We start from the raw sequence: 17,461 nt of genomic DNA, 5'->3' as shown, positions 1-17,461 counted from the left end.
TGGGAAGAATTCTAATGGCCACGATCAATTCCACTAGCTTCAGCGGCGATACGCTCGAGATCATTGCCTTCCGCCTGCATGATCAGGAATTCTGCGTCAAGACCACGACCATCCGCGAAATCCGCGGCTGGGCGCCGTCGACGCCGATCCCGCATGCGCCGGCCGATGTCATCGGCGTCATGAACCTGCGCGGCTCGGTCATTCCGATTATCGATCTCGCCTACAAGCTCGGCATGAAGAGCACCGTCGCCAACGAGCGCAGCGCCATCGTCGTTGCCGAAGTTCACAGCATGGTCATCGGCATGCTGGTCGACCGCGTCTCGGATATCCTCACCATCTCCTCCAGCCAGGTTCAGCCGGTGCCTGAGGTGACCGCCTCCTTCGACCGCGCCTATTGCGAAGGCATCATCGCGTCGGAAAACGGCATGATCTGCTTCCTGAACCTCTCCAAGATGTTCAAGGAAAACGAAACGGACGACCTGGCAGCCTGATCCGTCGTTAGAATTCGCCCATCAAGAACCGCCCGTCCGGGCGGTTTTTTATTTGCGCACGGTAACCAATCTTCGGATGCGGCAATACATTCTTGACGCCACTTCCAACGGGCTCACGGGCGCGGCATCTCGTTTCACGCGCCGTCAGGGCGCACGGCGCTGCCGCGGCAAGCGCCGAGAGCTGGGAAGAGTTCTGATCCCAAGCTGCATCACGTTGAACGACCCGCATCCTATAAATCGATTCCGGGAAATGCGCCGTAGGACCAAGATGAAGCGCGCCGTCGCATGCCGCCGCGGCGCGCTTCGATCGGTTATCCGAACAGCGCGAAGGTCGCCCGCAGCGTCACCCATACACCCCAGAGCAGCGGAATGCCGACGACCGCCCAGGCAAGCGCCGCCTTGGCGTCGAGCCCGCCGGTGCCGATGCCGAAGGAGCCTGTCGGCCCGGCATTGACGGCCGCCGATTTTGCCTGCAGCGCCGCGACCTCGTCATCCCTCATGAACCACTTGTCCGGGAGCGGCCTGACAAACGCATTGGCGATGAGGCCGAGCGCCAACATGCCGGCGAGGATATACATGGTGCCGGTATAGAGGGTCGGACCGGGTGCGACGCCAGCGGCGATCTGCGCTTCGCGGATATAGTTCACGACGACAGGACCGACGACGCCGGCCGTTGCCCAGGCCGTCAGCAGCCGGCGTGGATGGCGCCAACGAACTGCGTGCCGAAGATGTCGGCGAGATAGGCCGGGATGGTCGCAAAGCCGCCGCCATACATCGACAGGATAATGCCGAAGGCGACAACGAACAGCGCCTTGTTGCCCATGCCGGCGAAAGTGGGCGCCAGCGGATAGAGCACGATGCCGATGACGAAGAAGCTATAATAGGTATTCTTGCGGCCGATCTTGTCGGACAATGACGCCCAGAAGAACCGTCCGCCGATATTGAAGAGCGACAGCAGGCCGGCGAAACCGGCGGCGATCGTGGCGATCGATGCCTTCTGCCCGGCATCGAGTTGCGCGAAGGCAACATCCGGCAAGCCGATCAGCGAACCGGCGAAGATTTCCTGCAGCATCGGCGAGGCCACGCCGAGAACGCCGATACCGGCCGAAACGTTGAGGCAGAGCACGGCCCAGATCAGCCAGAACTGCTTGGTCTTGTGGGCGTCGCGCAGGTGCACGTGTTTGGTGGTGATCATCGTGCTCTTGGCCGCCGGCGGCGTCCAGCCTTCCGGGCGCCAGCCGGCCGGCGGGATGCGGTAACCGAAGGCGCCGCCCATCATGAAGACGAAATAGATCGCCGCCATAACGATGAAGGTCTGCCAGATGCCAACCGACGTGTCGGTCTTGAAGGCATTCATCAGCAGATTGGCAAGCGGAGCGCCGATCATCGCGCCGCCGCCGAAGCCCATGATCGCCATGCCGGTCGCCATGCCGCGCCGGTCGGGAAACCATTTGATCAGCGTCGAGACCGGGGAGATGTAACCGAGGCCGAGACCGATGCCGCCGATGACGCCGGCGCCGAGCCACATCAACCACAGCTGATGGGTGATGACGCCGACGGCAGCCAGCACGATGCCGCCGCACCAGCAGCAGGCGGAAACGACACCCGCTTTGCGCGGGCCGGCCCGCTCGAGCCAGCCGCCCCAGATGGCGGCCGACGAGCCGAGCAGGACGAAGAACAGCGTATAGATCCAGCCGAGATCGGCAACCCGCCAGTCGCAGGTCGTGGTAAACAATGCCGAGGCGAGGGTGAGATCGGGGCAGGCGGTCGACGCCGTAATCCCCAGCGACTTCGACAGCGGCAGCCAGAACACGCTGAAACCATAGGCCATGCCGATGCAGAGATGGATGGCCAATGCGGCCGGTGGCACCAGCCACCTGTTGAAACCGGGCCTGGCCACGATCCTTTCGCGATCGAGCAGGCCTGAGCCCGCCACCGCTCCGTCTGTACGTGTTTCCGCTGCAGTCATGAACAACTCCTCCTTGTTTCAGACCTTGCTGTGATTGGAGCGCCGCCTATCTTTCAGGAGCGCAAAGGACGCTATAACACTTTGAATTTCCGCTTAGTTTATACTTAAATCGATTTAAATTTGGAGGGTAGTGAATGCGAAAGGCAGCATGCTGCTGCCTCCGCCGGCATGAGCCAGTTGGATTTACCGGATCTGCTGTGCTTCCGCCTCCGGTTTGCGGATCATGGGAGCGGCCTGCAGCACGAGGGCATCCAGGCCGTTTTCCTCTCTTTCCAGAATTTCGAACAATTGCCGCCGCATGCGCGGCTCCCAGAATTTGTTGATATGATTGGCGACCCCCGCAGCGGCCTCGCCTGCCGGCTGGCTCTTGAAGAAGGTGGCGATCTGGTTTGCCATATAGACGAGTTTGGTCTTGGTATTATGCGACATCGGCGATGCTTCCGGGCGAGATGCGGTGCGGGTGGGTGAAAATCTCGAAGTCCTCGCCGCGCACCAGGGCGACGAGCGTCATGCCGGCTTTTTCGGCCGTGCGAATGGCGAGAGCCGTCGGCGCTGAAATGGCGATAAGCACCGGGCTGCCGAGGATTGCCGCCTTCTGCACCATCTCGACCGAAAGCCGGCTGGTGACGACGACGGCGCCGTCATCGCCGCTTTCGCCGCAGCCGATGATGGCGCCGCAAAGCTTGTCCAGCGCATTGTGCCGGCCGACATCTTCGCGCACGGCAAGCAATCCTTTGCCGGGACGATAGAAGGCAGCGCCATGCACAGCCCGCGTCTCGCGATGCAGCGGCTGCGCCTCGTTCAGAAGCGAAACGGCGCGAACGATATCGGCATGCGAGAGCGACAGCGGTGATGTCGAGACATCCGGCACCGGCCGCACCGCCTGTTCGATCGATTCGATGCCGCAGAGCCCGCAGCCGACCGGCCCCGCCATGCTGCGTCGCCGCGCCCGCAGCCGATCGGCGACGTCGTCGACAAGGCTGACCTGCACGTCGATCCCCTGCTCGCTCGCAACGACCTCGATGCCCGATATCTCCGCCCGCTCAGCGATGATCCCTTCGGTCAGGCTGAAGCCGACGGCAAAGTCTTCGAGATCGGCGGGCGTCGCCATCATCACCGCATGCGAGCTGCCGCCATAGGAAAAGGCGATCGGCACTTCCTCCGGCACGATACGAGAGCCGCTGTGCATGAGGCCGTTGCGGCGGGCGGTTTCGGGGGCGTGGGCGGTGGTGGGGAAAGTCATGGCTTACGCGCCCTCATCCGCCCTTTGGGCACCGCCCGGGGTCGAGCCGCGGGTCTCGCCCCGTCCTTCGGACCCCAACGGGGAGAAGCCTCGCCGACAACGCCGACCCGTCCCTCCATCGTCACTCCGCGGCCTCGAGCTTGCCGGCGATGCGGCGCGATTGCCGTGCCTGCTCGTCATATTCCATCTGCCAGTCGCTCGGCCCGTTGGAAGGCGAGACCTGCACTGCCGTTACCTTATATTCCGGGCAGTTCGTTGCCCAGTCGGAAAAGTCGGTGGTGATGACGTTCGCCTGCGTATTGGGATGATGGAAGGTCGTATAGACGACGCCGGGCGCCATGCGATCGGTGATCAGCGCCCGGAGCGTCGTGTCGCCGGAGCGGCTCATGAGCTTCACCCAGTCGCCGTCGCGAACGCCGCGCTGTTCGGCATCGTGCGGATGGATTTCCAGCCGGTCTTCCGCATGCCACACGACATTCTCGGTCCGCCGCGTCTGCGCCCCGACATTGTACTGGCTGAGGATGCGGCCGGTGGTAAGCAGCAGCGGGAAGCGCGGACCGGTGCGTTCGTCAGTCGCCACATATTCGGTGCGGATGAACTTGCCCTTGCCACGCACGAAGCCGTTGACATGCATGATCGGCGAGCCGAGCGGGTTCTTTTCGTTGCAGGGCCACTGCACCGAACCCAGCTTGTCGAGATAGTCGTAGGAGACCAACGCGAAACTCGGCGTCGTCGCCGCGATCTCGTCCATGATTTCCGACGGATGGCTGTAGTTCCAGTCGAGTCCCATCGTCTGGGCAAGCTTCTGCGTCACCTCCCAGTCGCCATAACCGTTGCGCGGCGACATCACCTTGCGCACGCGATTGATGCGCCGCTCGGCATTGGTGAAGGTTCCGTCCTTCTCAAGGAAGGTCGAGCCTGGCAGAAAGACATGGGCGTAATTGGCGGTCTCGTTCAGGAACAGGTCCTGAACGACGACGCATTCCATCGCCGCCAGCCCGGCCGCGACATGCTTGGTATCGGGATCGGACTGGAGAATATCCTCACCCTGGACATAGAGGCCCTTGAAGGAACCGTCGACCGCCGCATCCAGCATGTTGGGAATGCGCAGGCCCGGCTCGTTGTCGAGCTTCACACCCCAGAGCTTCTCGAAGATGTCGCGCGTCGCATCGTCGGAAATGTGCCGGTAGCCCGGCAGCTCGTGCGGGAAGGAGCCCATGTCGCAGGAGCCTTGCACGTTGTTCTGGCCGCGCAGCGGATTCACGCCGACGCCGGGCCGGCCGATATTGCCGGTCGCCATCGCCAGATTGGCGATCGCGATGACCGTGGTCGAACCCTGGCTGTGTTCGGTGACGCCGAGACCGTAATAGATCGCGCCGTTGCCGCCCTTGGCATAGAGCCTTGCCGCGCCGCGCAGATCCGCCGCCGGAACGCCAGTGAATATCTCGGTCTCTTCGGGGCTGTGCGCCGGTTCGGCGACGAAGGCCGCCCAGTCCTCGAATTCCGACCAGTCGCAACGCTCGCGGATGAAGGTCTCGTCATAGAGGCCTTCGGTGACGATCACATGTGCCAGCGCCGTCATGACGGCCACATTGGTGCCGGGCTTCAGCGGCAGGTGGTAGGAAGCCTCGATATGCGGCGACCGCACGATATCGGTGCGGCGCGGATCGATGACGATGAGCTTGGCCCCCTGGCGCAGCCGCTTCTTCAGCCGCGAAGCGAACACCGGATGGCCGTCGGTCGGGTTGGCGCCGATGATGACGACGACATCGGACTGTTCGACGCTGTCGAAATTCTGCGTGCCGGCCGAGGTGCCGAATGTCTGGCCGAGGCCGTAGCCGGTCGGCGAATGGCAGACGCGGGCGCAGGTATCGACATTGTTGTTGCCGAAACCGGCGCGGACCAGCTTCTGCACAAGATAGGTTTCCTCATTGGTGCAGCGCGACGAGGTGATGCCGCCGATCGCCTCGCGGCCATACTGGTACTGGATGCGGCGGAACTCCGACGCCACATGCGCGAAGGCCTCGTCCCAGCTCACCTCGCGCCAGGGATCGCTGACCTTTTCGCGAATCATCGGGTTGAGGATGCGATCCTTATGGTTGGAATAGCCGTAAGCGAAGCGACCCTTGACACAGGAATGGCCGCGATTGGCCTGGCCGTCCTTCCAGGGAACCATGCGCACCAGCTCCTCGCCGCGCATTTCCGCCTTGAAGGAACAGCCGACGCCACAATAGGCGCAGGTGGTGATGGCCGAATGCTCGGGCTGGCCGATCGCAATAACCGACTTCTCGGTCAGCGTCGCCGTCGGGCAGGCCTGGACGCAGGCGCCGCAGGAGACACATTCGGAATCGATGAAGGCTTCATGCGCACCCGGTGACACCTTGGAGCCGAAACCGCGCCCCTCGATCGTCAGCGCGAAGGTGCCCTGCACCTCCTCGCAGGCGCGCACGCAGCGCGAACAGACGATGCACTTGGAGGGGTCAAAGGTGAAATAGGGATTGGACTCGTCCTTCGGCGTCCATTTCAGATTGATCTCGCCATTGTTGCGCGCCCTGACGTGGTTGTCGCCGTCATAGCCGTAGCGCACGTCACGCAGGCCGACGGCGCCTGCCATGTCCTGCAATTCGCAATCGCCGTTGGCAGCACAGGTCAGACAGTCGAGCGGGTGGTCGGAAATATAGAGTTCCATCACGCCGCGGCGGACATCCTTCAGCCGATCCGTCTGCGTGTGCACCACCATATTGGCCGCCACCGGCGTCGTGCAGGAGGCCGGCAAGCCGGCCCGGCCCTCGATCTCCACAAGACAGAGCCGGCAGGAGCCGAAGGCATCCATCATGTCGCTGGCGCAGAGCTTCGGCACGGTGATGCCGGCCTCCATCGAGGCGCGCATGATCGACGTGCCCTCCGGCACGCTGATCTGCTGTCCGTCGATGGTCAGCGTCACCATGGTTTCCGATTTCGAAGCGGGAGTGCCGTAGTCGATTTCATGGATGAGAGACATGGTCGGCCTCCTGTATGGACGTGGAAATGAGCAATTGGGAGGAAGTTAACGAGTGGAAAGTCATCACTCAGCCGCCTCCGCGATCGGCGCCGGCGAAAAATCCTCCGGGAAATGCGTCATCGCGCTCATGACGGGATAGGGCGTGAAACCGCCGAGCGCGCAGAGCGAGCCGAATTTCATCGTATTGCAGAGATCGGCCAGCAGCGCCCGGTTCTTCTCCGGCTCGATGCCATGGGCGATCTTGTCGGCCGTCTCGACGCCGCGCGTCGAGCCGATGCGGCAGGGCGTGCACTTGCCGCAGCTTTCGATGGCGCAGAATTCCATGGCGAAACGCGCCTGCTTCAGCATATCGGCGGTGTCGTCGAAGACGACGATGCCGGCATGGCCGATCAGCCCGTCCCGCGCGGCGAACGATTCGTAATCGAACGGCGTGTCGAACAAGGCCCGCGGGAAATAGGCCCCGAGCGGCCCGCCGACCTGCACGGCCTTGACCGGCCGTCCCGTCGCCGTACCGCCGCCGATCCTGTCGACGATATCGCCGAGCGAAAGACCGAAGGCTGTTTCGTAAAGACCGCCATATCTGATATTGCCGGCGATCTGCAGCGGGATGGTGCCGCGCGAACGGCCCATGCCGAAATCGCGATAGAAGGCGGCGCCCTTCTCCATGATCACGGGCACGGAGGCGAGCGAGATCACGTTGTTGATGACCGTCGGACAGTCGAATAGTCCCTTATGCGCCGGCAGCGGCGGCTTGGCGCGCACGACGCCGCGCTTGCCTTCGAGGCTGTTCAAAAGGGCCGTCTCCTCGCCGCAGACATAGGCGCCGGCGCCGGTGCGCACCTCGATATCGAAGGCGCGGCCCGAGCCGAGCACCGACGGGCCGAGGATCCCGGCCTGCCGCGCGATGCCGACGGCCTCGCTCATCGCAGCGATCGCATGCGGGTATTCCGACCGCGTGTAGACGAAGCCCTTCGTGGCGCCGGTCGCAAGTCCTGATATCGCCATGCCTTCGATCAGCACGAAGGGATCGCCCTCCATGATCATCCGGTCGGCAAAGGTGCCGCTGTCGCCCTCATCGGCATTGCAGACGATATATTTGCGGTCGCCGGCCGCATCGAGAACGGTCTTCCACTTGATGCCTGTGGGGAAACCCGCGCCGCCGCGTCCACGCAGGCCGGAATCGGTGACCTCCTTGACGATTTCGGCGGGCGCCATCGAAACAGCGCGGCGGAGGCCGGCAAGGCCGCCATGCGCCTCGTAATCCGAAAGCGAGAGCGGATCGATGACGCCGCAGCGGGCGAAGGTCAGGCGGGTCTGTTGCTTCAGGAACGGGAGGTCTTCAACCTCCCCGAGACAGAGTGGGTGATCGCCGCCATTGACGATGCCGGCGTCGAAAAGACCGGACACATCCTTTGCCTTCACCGGTCCGTAGCCGATGCGCTTGCCGGCAAGCTCGACCTCGACCAGCGGCTCCAGCCAGAACATTCCGCGCGAGCCGTTGCGCACAATCTCGGCATCGAGGCCGCGGGCGACGATCTCCTGGGCAATCGCCTTTGCCACCTTTTCGGCCCCGAGCGCCAGCGCAGCGGCATCGCGCGGAACATATATCTTGACTGTCATCGACGCGCCTCCGCTACGAGTTCCGTCGCCATCTGATCGTCGACACGGCCATACACCTCGCCGTCGAGCATCGCCGATGGGCCGCAGGCGCAGAGCCCGAGGCAGTAGACCGCCTCCAGCGTCACGCTGCCGTCGAGCGTCGTCTGGTGAAAATCGATGCCGAGCAGCGCCTTGATGCGCTCAGCCAGCGCGTCGCCGCCCATCGACTGACAGGCCTCGGCGCGACAGAGCTTCAGCACATGCCGCCCGGCAGGGTGGTCGCGATAATCGTGATAAAAGCTCATCACGCCATGCACCTCGGCGCGCGAAAGGTTCAGTTCCTCCGCGATCACGGGCAGGGCCTGCTGCGGCACATAACCGAATTCCTGCTGAACTTGATGCAGAATGGGAAGCAGCGGCCCTTCAAGGAAGCAAAGGTCGGCGACAATGGAACGCGTGCGCGCTGCGATATCGCCTTCGGCGATATGAATGGTCATAAGGCAGCCCTCCCAGCCGCTGGCTCGTTGCGGAATGGCGCCCCCCAGCTGAGGCCATCCCACACACAGCATCTCAAGGAAGCCGGCGACGATCAATAAAGCTATCTTGTGGATTGATAGGTTTTTCCTATCAGAGCTCTTCATCCCGCACGAGCACGCGCGCTTCATGCAGCAAGGCCGACACGAGCGGCGTGAAGGGCTCGCGATAGGGCGCGACGAGGCCGACCAGATGGTGGGCCTCCGGTTCAACGATCGGAATCATGCGGATTTCTATTGGGAATCCAAATGATTTTGCAACGTTGCGCGGCATGATGCTTGCCCAGCGCCCGGTTCGGACATGCGAGAACAGCACGATCATCGAGTTGGATTCGAGGGTTGGATGCACCGTCGCGCCGGCTTCCGTCAGGTGCCGGTTGATGATGCGTCGGTTCTGCATGTCGGCAGTCAATAGACAAAGCCGAAGATCGCCGACCTCCTTCCAGGTCACGCTGTCGCGATCAGACAGTGGGCTGCCCGCAGCCGTGATCAAATGATAGCGCTCGGCATAGAGGGGAACACTGGTGACACGGCCGAGCGGCTCATTTTCAAGATAGGTGATACCGGCGTCGATCTCGAGATTTTCGAGCATGCTCAGCACCTGCAGCGAATTGCGCGAGACGATCGAGAAGGTCACGCCCGGATGTCGTTCCTGAAAGGGCGTGGTGATGCGCGACAGCATGGCGAGCGCCGTCGGAATGGCGGCGAGTCGAATGTGGCCGGAAAGACCGCGCCGCGCCGCGCGCATTTCCTCGCGCATGGTGCGGGCATCGCCGACGATGCGCCGCGCCCATTCGAGCACGCGCTGCCCCTCCGGCGTCAGCCCCTGAAACCGCGACCCGCGCTGCACCAGCATGACGCCGAGCTGATCCTCCAGCTGGCGGATGGCGGCCGAGAGCGTCGGCTGCGAAATCCCGCATTCCTCCGCAGCGCGGCCGAAATGCTTTTCATTGGCAAGGGCGATGAAGAATTCCAGCTTGTCGATCATCCGGTCTCCCGACCCGGCATGCTATCATCCGGATCCAGCCCATCTTTTGCGCGGCAGCCGGCGCGCGACCCGACATGCTTTAACCGCTTTCGGCAGCCGGAAAAAGATCGAACAGCGATTCGAGGAAGGCAAGAACGCTAAGATTGCCGATGCTGTAATAGACCAGCCTGCCCTGACGGCGCGTATTGACCAGCCCTTCGAGCCTCAGACGCGCGAGTTGCTGCGAGACCATTGCCTGTTGTATGCCGAGAATATTCTCGATTTCACCCACTGTCCGCTCCTCATTCGCGAGGATGCAGAGGATTAGAAGTCGGCTCTGATGCGCCAGCGCCTTCAGCAGATCGCTCGCTTCATGGGCTTTTGCAGCGAGTTTGTGCAGTTCCTGGCCGGTCATCCCCGGCTCCGGTTTAGGCAACGGCATTCGGCATCTCGGAAGGGAAGCAAAAGGTAGATCAGCACAATAGCATATTCGCACAAGCGAATTCGTCAAATGTGATGAAATGCCAAAAAAGGTCCAAGTAAATCAGCAGATAAGCTGACCGCCGTTGATCTCGAGGACCTGGCCCGTAATGTATCCGGAGAGCGAAGAAGCCGCCAGGAACAGATAGGCGGGAGCGCAATCCTCGGCCGTGCCGAGCCGCTGCAGGGGAATGGATTTTCTCGTCTGCTCCAGCTTTTCGCGGGAGGAATAGCGCTCATGGAAATCCGTCTCGATCGTTCCCGGCGAGACGCAATTGACCCGGATGCCATCCGGCGCCAGCTCACGGGCAAGCGCCTTGGAATAGGTGGAAACGAAGGCTTTCGAGGCCGAATAGACCGAAGAACCGGGACTGCCGCCGGTCAGCGCTGAAATCGAAACCGTGTTGACGATGGCCGCGCCTTCGGCCGCTTTCAATGCCGGCAATAGCGCCCGGGTCAGCGCCACCACCGACGTCTGGTTTAGCCGCACGATCGCTTCATAATCTGCGTCGGTCAGCGTCGCAGCCGGGAAACGGCCGAGCATGGTGCCGGCATTATTGACGAGCACATGCACCTTGTCGAAGAAAGTGAGAGCGTCCTCTGCAAATTGGGCAGCGCCGCCGACGGCGGTGAAATCGGCGTTCAGCAACAGCGCCCGTCTTTCCGATTCAGCCGTCAGCAGGAAATCCGGCAGATCCCGTCCCGGTTTGCGCCCGGTATGGACGATCACCTTCGCGCCGCAGTCCAGGAACTGCCGGGCCACCTCGAGGCCGATGCCCCGCCCGGCGCCGGTGACGACGACATTGCGATTTTCGAATAGTCTCGGATGGAACACGAAGCCGTCCTCCTCGCGGACGATGCCGCCGGTTGCGTCATTCGCCCTTAACATATGAGCGCGCCGGCCGAAAGAAAGGCACGCATCGATCTTTCCGCCGCAGGAGAGAGCTCCGGCAGCTCAGCTTTCGTTCCCGCTCTCCAGAAGCCGCGCACCGGGCCCTTCCTCGCCGAGCCGATCGAAGGGATTGCGCAATGGACAGCTTTCGATCGACAGACAGCCGCAGCCGATGCAGCCGGTCAGACGGTCTCGCAGCAGGCCGAGCCGTCTGATTCGCTCGTCGAGTTCATTCTTCCAGCGCGCTGACAGCGTCTGCCAGTCGGTAACTGTCGGCGTGCGCCCCTGCGGCAGGGAGGCAAACGCCGTCTGGATTTCCGAGAGCGGAATGCCGACACGTTGCGCCACCTTGATGATACCGAGCCGGCGAAGCACGTCACGTCCGTAGCGCCGCTGATTGCCGCGCGTGCGGATGCTGGAGATCAGCCCCTTGGCCTCATAGAAATGCAACGCCGAGACGGCAAGACCACTGCGTTCCGCCACTTCGCCGACCGTCAAAAGCCTGCCGAGCGGCGTAACGGTGATCGTATCCATCGCCTCTTGACCTCAATATTGGTTGAGGTTTTATAACGCCTGCTCCCCCGGACGTAAAGCCCAGGCGCAGGAAGGAGCGACAGTGAGATCACCCCGGTCGGTAACGGACTCAATCATGGGCCGGCATTTGCCGCCCGCGCCACGACCGCGTCCTGCCAACCTAGCCGCCTGTGAGACGAGCTCGGGTTCCGTTCCCGGCAGGTACGGAACCTCGGAAAACACCCGGGCAGAACTCCGCCCGGGTGTTTTTTGCGTCCGTGGTTCGGTTCCGACCGGACGGACGGATGTGTGATTTTGCGGTTGCGGTAAGAAGACCCCGATGATAGTTTTCGCTGAAATAACAGGGGAGCTCCGTGTCGCCGGGGCTGAGATGAGAAGCGCAAGCCTCCGGACCCTTCAAAGCTGATCTGGGTAATGCCAGCGGAGCGAGGTTCAGATGTTTTCCGGCGCACAAGTGTCACCCTTTCCGATATCCGGCAGTCTCGCCGGCACCATTCCCGATGTCTTCGACAGGTTTGCGCATCTGCGGCGCCGCGCGGCTTTTCAAGCGCGCAAACGGGGCCGCGGCACTTTGAATCGCTGCGTGATTTTATCCTTGGATCGATTCCGACCTGAAGAAGCATGCAGCCGGACGAAAGCCTGAAATCGACGCTGATGACATCGCCACCACCATCGGATTCGCGTCTTGCCGCGCTCGGTGCCGCCCTCTACCGGGCGATCCCCGCCCTGCTCGCCGGTTTTGCCTTTCTGGCCGCATGGGAACTTTATGTCGATCTCTCCGGCATCAAACCGTCCATCCTGCCGGCGCCTTCGCGCATCCTGACCCAGGGCTGGCTGAACCGCGAAGCGTTGATATCAAACACTTGGCCGACGCTCGGCGCCACACTCGGCGGCTTCGCCCTGTCGCTCGCCTTCGCTTTCGTCTCGTCGATCCTGATGGATTTCATGCCCTTCATGCGCCGGGCATTGCTGCCGATCTTCATTGCCAGCCAGACCCTGCCGCTGGTGGCGATCGCGCCCCTCGTCGTCCTCTGGTTCGGTTTCGGCCTGTTGCCGAAGATATTGCTGGTAGCGCTCGTCACCTTCTTCCCGCTGCTCGTCGCTTTGCTGCAGGGTTATGAGGCAACCGACCGCGACATCGCTGAACTCTTGAACTCGATGAAGGCAAGCCGCTGGCGCATTTTCCGCCTGGCACGGCTTCCCTCCTCGCTGCCCTATTTCTTCGCCGGCCTCAGGATCTCGATCACCTATGCCGTCGTCGGCGCGATCTTTGCCGAATATGCGGGAGCCGCGCGCGGCCTCGGCATCTATATCCTCAACGCCAAGAACAATTTTCGGCCGGATCTCGTCCTCGCCGCCGTCGTCGTCAGCGCCGTGCTGACACTCTGCCTCTTCGGAGTGACGCTGATGATCGAGCGCCTCGTCATGCCCTGGCAACCGTCCGGGGAGCGCCGCCGATGACCGATGAACTGGTCGAACTGCGCAAGATTTCGAAATCCTTCGACGGCATGCAGGTGCTCGGCGATATTTCGCTCGCCGTCGCAAGCGGCGAGTTCGTTTCAATCGTCGGCCCCTCCGGCTCCGGAAAATCGACGGTGCTCCGATTGCTGACTCAGGCGCTTCGACCCGACTCAGGCGCCTTGCTCTTCAAGGGCGCCCCGCTGGAACAGGCGCCGCATTCCTTTGCCTTCATGCCGCAACGCGATGCGCTGATGCCCTGGCGCCGGATCATCGACAATGCCGCCCTCGGCCTGGAGGTGGGCGGCATGAGCCGCCGCGCCGCCCGCGCCACTGTGGCGCCGCTGTTCGAGCATTTCGGCCTTGCCGGCTTCGAACACCATTTTCCCGCCGAACTCTCCGGCGGCATGCGCCAGCGCGCCGCGCTGTTGCGCACCGTTGTCCAGAGCCAGGACATGCTGCTGCTCGACGAGCCTTTCGGCGCGCTGGACGCGCTGACACGCACGCAGATCCAGGAATGGCTGCAGGGCATGTGGACGCAACATCGCTGGACGGCCTTGTTGATCACCCACGATGTTCGCGAGGCGGTGTTCCTCTCCGATCGGATCTACGTGCTATCGGCCCGCCCGGCGCGTATCATCCGACAATTCCGCGTTCCCCTGCCCCGCCCCAGAAGCATCGCCGATCTCGGCTCGCCGGCGGCCCAGGCGATCGAGACCGAAATCCTGCAAACCCTGCTTCATCCGCTAGAACAGGATGATTTTAGGCCGGTCGGCCTAAATCCGAATCCTGTTCCAATTTAAAGAGTTAGAGCATGATGTCGTCCGAAGACCGGTCACGCTTTTCGGCATCATGCTCTAGAGACCTGAGGAGGTCCCCATGCTACTTCTCACCCGTCGACAGACGATCCTCGCCGCCCTCGCGACAAGCCTCGCCGGCCGCACCGCCCTCGCCCAGTCTGCGCCGGCAAAGGTTCGCATTGCGCTCGACTGGACGCCCAACACCAACCATATCGGCATCTACGTCGCCAAGGCGAAGGGCTTCTATGCCGCCGCCGGCCTCGACGTCGAAATTCTACCCTTTACCGACACCAGCGCCGGCACGCTGGTGTCGAACGGGGTCGCCGATTTTGGCATCAGCAGCGAGATCGAGGCCATGACGCAGCGCGCCGGCGGCGGTGACGTGAAGATGGTCTACGGCGTCGTCCAGACCGAAACCGCGCGCCTGATCTACAAGGGCGGACGCGACGACATCAAGAGCCCTAAAGATCTCGACGGCAAGACCTATGGCGGCTTTGGCGGCACCTGGGAGAGCGCGCTGATCTCCGCGATGATCCGCAATGATGGCGGCACGGGCGACGTCAAGACCGTCACCCTCGGCACCTCCGCCTACGAGGCGCTGGACAATGGTTCGATCGATTTCACGCTGGAGATCTACACCTGGGAAGGCATCGCCGCCGAGCTGGAAAACCGCAAGCTCGGCCGCTTCCACTATTCCGATTATGGCGTCCCCGACGAGCAGACGACCGTCATCGTTTCCAGCGACGCCTATCTCGCGGTGAGCCGGGAACACGCCCGCGCCTTCATCCAGGCCACGCGCCAGGGTTATGCCTATTCCGTCGACCATCCTGACGAAGCCTGCGACCTGCTGATTTCCAACAGCAATGGCGCACTGATGAACACGGAACTGGTAAAAGCGTCCCAGAAGGCATTGATCGACGGGCATTTCCTCAAATCCGAGGCCGGCGTGATCGGCACAATCGACCCGGCCAAGGCCGATGCCATCGGCGCCTTCCTGCTCGAGAACGGCATCCTGGTCGATGCGAATGGCGCAGCACTCAAGGAGAAGCCGGACTTTTCCACCTATTATACCAACGAACTCCTCGGCTGAACCCGCCCCGGCCTTGCCCGCGGCGGCGTTCCGCGGCAAGTTTTGGGTCGGGACGGCTTGAGCCGGATCGGGCAGGGTGGGGAATGACATGCGACCACAGGAGAGACTGGCCGGAGCGGACTTTCTGCGCGCGACGGCCTGCCTGCTGGTGCTTGCTCATCATCTCGCGCTCCGGCTGGATATGCGCCGAATTCCCGATGAATTGGCGTCGACGGCGCACATCCTCCGCTTCGGCAATTTCGGCGTCGCCATTTTCTTCGTGCTCAGCGGCTTTCTTCTGGCCCGTCCCTTCTGGCGCGCGCTCGATGCCGGCAGCGACATGCCGAGCCTTGGGACCTACGCCATCCGCAGGGCGGCGCGCATTGCCCCTGGCTTCTGGGTCGCCGCCACTGTCAGCTTCGTCGTCAGCCTGACGCTGCTTGCCGTGCCGCTGACACCGGAGCTTGCGCTTCGCTACATCTCCGGACTGCTGTTCATGAGCCAATGGCATTGGCGCACGTTTTTCCCTGTCGAAGCCGACGGACCGCTCTGGTCCATCCCCTTCGAGGTCACCAGCTATGTGCTCCTGCCGGCCTGTTTTCTCCTGCTGTTTCGCCTGCCGCGGCTGCGGCAGCGCCGGTTGCTGGCCCGTTGCGCTTGGCTCTGCGTCATTGCCGTCGTCCTCATTGCCCATCTGGCAATCCTGAGGCTCTTTGCGCTCGACGACATCGGGCGCGGCTGGGCCTATGGCCTGCAGGGCGGGGCGAAGGAATGGATGCCCAACTACAATCCGATCGGCTTCTTTGCGGTCTTCGCGCTCGGCGCGCTTGCCGCCGGCATCGACGTCATGCTGCCTGCAAGGCGTTCCTTCTGGTTCGATGCCGCAGCGCTTCTCGCTTTTGGCATTGCCGGCTACCGCCTCGCCATATCGCCCGGCGGTTCGGCCGAGGCCTACGGCTGGCTCGACATACCCTACGGATTTCCGGTCTTTCCGCTGGCGATTGCAACCGCACTCGTATCGCTCTGCCATTCGCATCGCCTGGGCAGGCTGCTCGACAACGCTCCCGTCCGCTACGTCGCCAAGATCTCGTTCGGCATTTATATCTGGCAGGAGATCATCCTGACATTGATCCAGAGACTCGACCCCGGTTCGTTCGGCGCCTCCTCGGACAATGTCGTCACCGGCTGGCTGCAATCCTGCGGGCTGACGGTGGCGCTCATCCTTCTGGTGGCAACTCTCAGCTATCACCTGCTGGAACGACCGGCGATCGACTTGGGAAACCGTATGACATCGCGCCCACCCAATCGGGCTACTCCTTTTAAAGTATAATTTCGTTTCCACTTCAACTACAGGCATTAAGGTTAACAGGGAATACTCCCATTTTTGGTGTCTTTAGGGTTAGCAATTTCCTATTTATCCCGATGACAAACCTTACGTGAGCATGTATTTGTCTCCCTTCAGTTCAGTATTGCATCTAAACTTACGGGCCTTGCATAATGAATGCTTTTACTTCGAAGACGAATTCACGCTTCGATCCGTCTCAGCGTCAGATCAAAATCAGGACCCTGGTCATAGCGAACTCGAACATTCGCCAGCCGGAGAGCTTTTCCAATGGCGAAGGAAAGGCGGCGCTGCGACTGGTCGTGAAACGGCTGATCGACATCGTTATCTCGGCCAACGCCCTCCTCGTGCTGGCGCCGCTTTTTCTGGCGATCGCTCTTTTCATCAAGCTCGACGATGGCGGTCCGGTGTTCTTCCGCCAGATCCGCTGGGGGCTGAACGGCCGGAAGATCAACGTCTTCAAATTCCGCTCGATGCGGACGGAAGTTTGCGATCCCAGCGGCGTCCAGCAGACCGTTAAGGGCGACGCCAGGATGACCGGCATCGGCGCAATGCTCCGCAGGACCAATATCGACGAACTGCCGCAGCTCCTGAACGTCCTCAAGGGTGAGATGTCGCTGGTCGGCCCACGCTGCCATGCCATCAACATGCGCGCAGCCGGCAGGCTCTACGAGGAAGTGGTGCCGAACTACCACCATCGACACATCATGCGCCCCGGCATTACCGGCCTCGCGCAAACACGCGGCTGGCGCGGCCCGACGACAAGGCCGCTGGAAGCCCGGGCCCGCATCGCCTGTGATATCTATTATGTCAGGAATTTCAGCCTGCTGCTCGACCTGAAGATCCTGTTCAAGACACTGATCATCGAGCTGCGCGGCGGCACCGGCTTCTGAGACGCTGCGGCAAAGCTGCGCTGCATAATCCGTCAGCAGCACATGCCGCTTCGAAAGATTGTGGCGCGCTTTTGGAGTTTTCCCTGAGCTGATTGAAGCCGTCTGTTTTCTCAACCGAAACAGCGGCCGCGTTCGTTTGAAGCCTCACGACAACACTGTTGTCCCTATCCAAGGAGAAGATAGACACAAA

14 protein-coding genes, 2 pseudogenes and 1 riboswitch are annotated in these 17,461 nt (G+C 62.2%); of the genes and pseudogenes, 6 read left to right on the top strand and 10 right to left on the bottom strand.

Annotated elements, in window-relative coordinates:
• Nucleotides 1-14 precede the first annotated feature (14 nt).
• The gene (locus MHI61_RS25300; RefSeq protein ID WP_011427049.1) at nt 15-491 is read left to right on the top strand and encodes a chemotaxis protein CheW; all 477 of its coding nucleotides are present in this window, start codon (nt 15-17) and stop codon (nt 489-491) included.
• Nucleotides 492-802: 311 nt separating this feature from the next.
• Here MHI61_RS25300 and MHI61_RS25295 read toward each other — a convergent pair.
• The 10 genes and pseudogenes from MHI61_RS25295 to soxR form a co-directional block, all read right to left on the bottom strand.
• A pseudogene (locus MHI61_RS25295) lies at nt 803-2,460 on the bottom strand (OFA family MFS transporter).
• Between the two features lie 183 nt (nt 2,461-2,643).
• Nucleotides 2,644-2,889, bottom strand: coding sequence for a formate dehydrogenase subunit delta (locus tag MHI61_RS25290; RefSeq protein WP_239791027.1), 246 nt, complete (start codon nt 2,887-2,889; stop codon nt 2,644-2,646).
• Complete coding sequence (gene fdhD, locus MHI61_RS25285) at nt 2,879-3,703, bottom strand: formate dehydrogenase accessory sulfurtransferase FdhD (RefSeq protein ID WP_239791026.1); 825 nt, start codon at nt 3,701-3,703, stop codon at nt 2,879-2,881. The genes MHI61_RS25290 and fdhD overlap by 11 nt, the downstream gene beginning before the upstream one ends.
• A 121-nt stretch (nt 3,704-3,824) precedes the next feature.
• Nucleotides 3,825-6,704: a formate dehydrogenase subunit alpha gene (gene fdhF / locus MHI61_RS25280; RefSeq protein WP_239791025.1), complete on the bottom strand. Its 2,880-nt coding sequence runs from the start codon at nt 6,702-6,704 to the stop codon at nt 3,825-3,827.
• A gap of 63 nt (nt 6,705-6,767) precedes the next feature.
• Nucleotides 6,768-8,324: an NADH-quinone oxidoreductase subunit NuoF gene (locus MHI61_RS25275; protein ID WP_239791024.1), complete on the bottom strand. Its 1,557-nt coding sequence runs from the start codon at nt 8,322-8,324 to the stop codon at nt 6,768-6,770.
• Nucleotides 8,321-8,800: a formate dehydrogenase subunit gamma gene (locus tag MHI61_RS25270; protein WP_239791023.1), complete on the bottom strand. Its 480-nt coding sequence runs from the start codon at nt 8,798-8,800 to the stop codon at nt 8,321-8,323. The genes MHI61_RS25275 and MHI61_RS25270 overlap by 4 nt, the downstream gene beginning before the upstream one ends.
• Before the next feature lie 130 nt (nt 8,801-8,930).
• Entirely contained in the window at nt 8,931-9,824 is an 894-nt protein-coding gene (locus MHI61_RS25265; protein WP_012485454.1) for a LysR family transcriptional regulator, read from the bottom strand.
• Nucleotides 9,825-9,903: 79 nt separating this feature from the next.
• Nucleotides 9,904-10,245, bottom strand: coding sequence for a metalloregulator ArsR/SmtB family transcription factor (locus tag MHI61_RS25260; RefSeq protein ID WP_064683763.1), 342 nt, complete (start codon nt 10,243-10,245; stop codon nt 9,904-9,906).
• Between the two features lie 102 nt (nt 10,246-10,347).
• Nucleotides 10,348-11,118, bottom strand: coding sequence for an SDR family oxidoreductase (locus MHI61_RS25255; RefSeq protein ID WP_239792903.1), 771 nt, complete (start codon nt 11,116-11,118; stop codon nt 10,348-10,350).
• Nucleotides 11,119-11,238: 120 nt separating this feature from the next.
• Nucleotides 11,239-11,709 (bottom strand): redox-sensitive transcriptional activator SoxR, encoded by a 471-nt coding sequence (gene soxR / locus MHI61_RS25250; RefSeq protein ID WP_239791022.1) that lies wholly within the window; start codon nt 11,707-11,709, stop codon nt 11,239-11,241.
• A 332-nt stretch (nt 11,710-12,041) separates the two neighbouring features.
• A riboswitch (TPP riboswitch) is annotated at nt 12,042-12,155 on the top strand.
• A 208-nt stretch (nt 12,156-12,363) separates the two neighbouring features.
• Between soxR and MHI61_RS25245 the strand changes: the two genes are divergently transcribed.
• From MHI61_RS25245 to MHI61_RS25225, 5 genes and pseudogenes are all read left to right on the top strand, one after another.
• Nucleotides 12,364-13,170, top strand: coding sequence for an ABC transporter permease (locus tag MHI61_RS25245; RefSeq protein ID WP_097580698.1), 807 nt, complete (start codon nt 12,364-12,366; stop codon nt 13,168-13,170).
• Nucleotides 13,167-13,978: pseudogene (locus MHI61_RS25240) on the top strand (ABC transporter ATP-binding protein). Before MHI61_RS25245 ends, MHI61_RS25240 begins: the two are co-directional and overlap by 4 nt.
• 68 nt (nt 13,979-14,046) lie before the next feature.
• Nucleotides 14,047-15,057, top strand: a complete 1,011-nt coding sequence (locus MHI61_RS25235; RefSeq protein ID WP_239791021.1) for an ABC transporter substrate-binding protein — start codon at nt 14,047-14,049, stop codon at nt 15,055-15,057.
• Between the two features lie 88 nt (nt 15,058-15,145).
• Nucleotides 15,146-16,366: an acyltransferase gene (locus MHI61_RS25230; protein WP_239791020.1), complete on the top strand. Its 1,221-nt coding sequence runs from the start codon at nt 15,146-15,148 to the stop codon at nt 16,364-16,366.
• Between the two features lie 167 nt (nt 16,367-16,533).
• On the top strand, nt 16,534-17,271 hold the full coding sequence (locus MHI61_RS25225; RefSeq protein WP_239791019.1) for a sugar transferase: 738 nt from the start codon (nt 16,534-16,536) through the stop codon (nt 17,269-17,271).
• The last annotated feature ends 190 nt before the right edge of the window (nt 17,272-17,461 follow it).

Origin of the sequence: Rhizobium sp. K102 (assembly GCF_022385315.1) — a bacterium.
Taxonomy (GTDB): Bacteria; Pseudomonadota; Alphaproteobacteria; order Rhizobiales; family Rhizobiaceae; genus Rhizobium; species Rhizobium croatiense.
Note: the sequence above shows the minus strand (reverse complement) of the source record. Positions and strands in the feature narration are given on the sequence as shown.

Bases quoted from the DNA above. Each gene is read 5' to 3' on its own strand.
- MHI61_RS25260 (WP_064683763.1), bottom strand. From the start codon at position 10,245: ATGCCGTTGCCTAAACCGGAGCCGGGGATGACCGGCCAGGAACTGCAC.
- MHI61_RS25245 (WP_097580698.1), top strand. From the start codon at position 12,364: ATGACATCGCCACCACCATCGGATTCGCGTCTTGCCGCGCTCGGTGCC.
- fdhD (WP_239791026.1), bottom strand. From the start codon at position 3,703: ATGACTTTCCCCACCACCGCCCACGCCCCCGAAACCGCCCGCCGCAAC.
- fdhF (WP_239791025.1), bottom strand. From the start codon at position 6,704: ATGTCTCTCATCCATGAAATCGACTACGGCACTCCCGCTTCGAAATCG.
- soxR (WP_239791022.1), bottom strand. From the start codon at position 11,709: ATGGATACGATCACCGTTACGCCGCTCGGCAGGCTTTTGACGGTCGGC.
- MHI61_RS25300 (WP_011427049.1), top strand. From the start codon at position 15: ATGGCCACGATCAATTCCACTAGCTTCAGCGGCGATACGCTCGAGATC.
- MHI61_RS25230 (WP_239791020.1), top strand. From the start codon at position 15,146: ATGCGACCACAGGAGAGACTGGCCGGAGCGGACTTTCTGCGCGCGACG.
- MHI61_RS25235 (WP_239791021.1), top strand. From the start codon at position 14,047: ATGCTACTTCTCACCCGTCGACAGACGATCCTCGCCGCCCTCGCGACA.
- MHI61_RS25275 (WP_239791024.1), bottom strand. From the start codon at position 8,324: ATGACAGTCAAGATATATGTTCCGCGCGATGCCGCTGCGCTGGCGCTC.
- MHI61_RS25225 (WP_239791019.1), top strand. From the start codon at position 16,534: ATGAATGCTTTTACTTCGAAGACGAATTCACGCTTCGATCCGTCTCAG.
- MHI61_RS25270 (WP_239791023.1), bottom strand. From the start codon at position 8,800: ATGACCATTCATATCGCCGAAGGCGATATCGCAGCGCGCACGCGTTCC.
- MHI61_RS25265 (WP_012485454.1), bottom strand. From the start codon at position 9,824: ATGATCGACAAGCTGGAATTCTTCATCGCCCTTGCCAATGAAAAGCAT.
- MHI61_RS25290 (WP_239791027.1), bottom strand. From the start codon at position 2,889: ATGTCGCATAATACCAAGACCAAACTCGTCTATATGGCAAACCAGATC.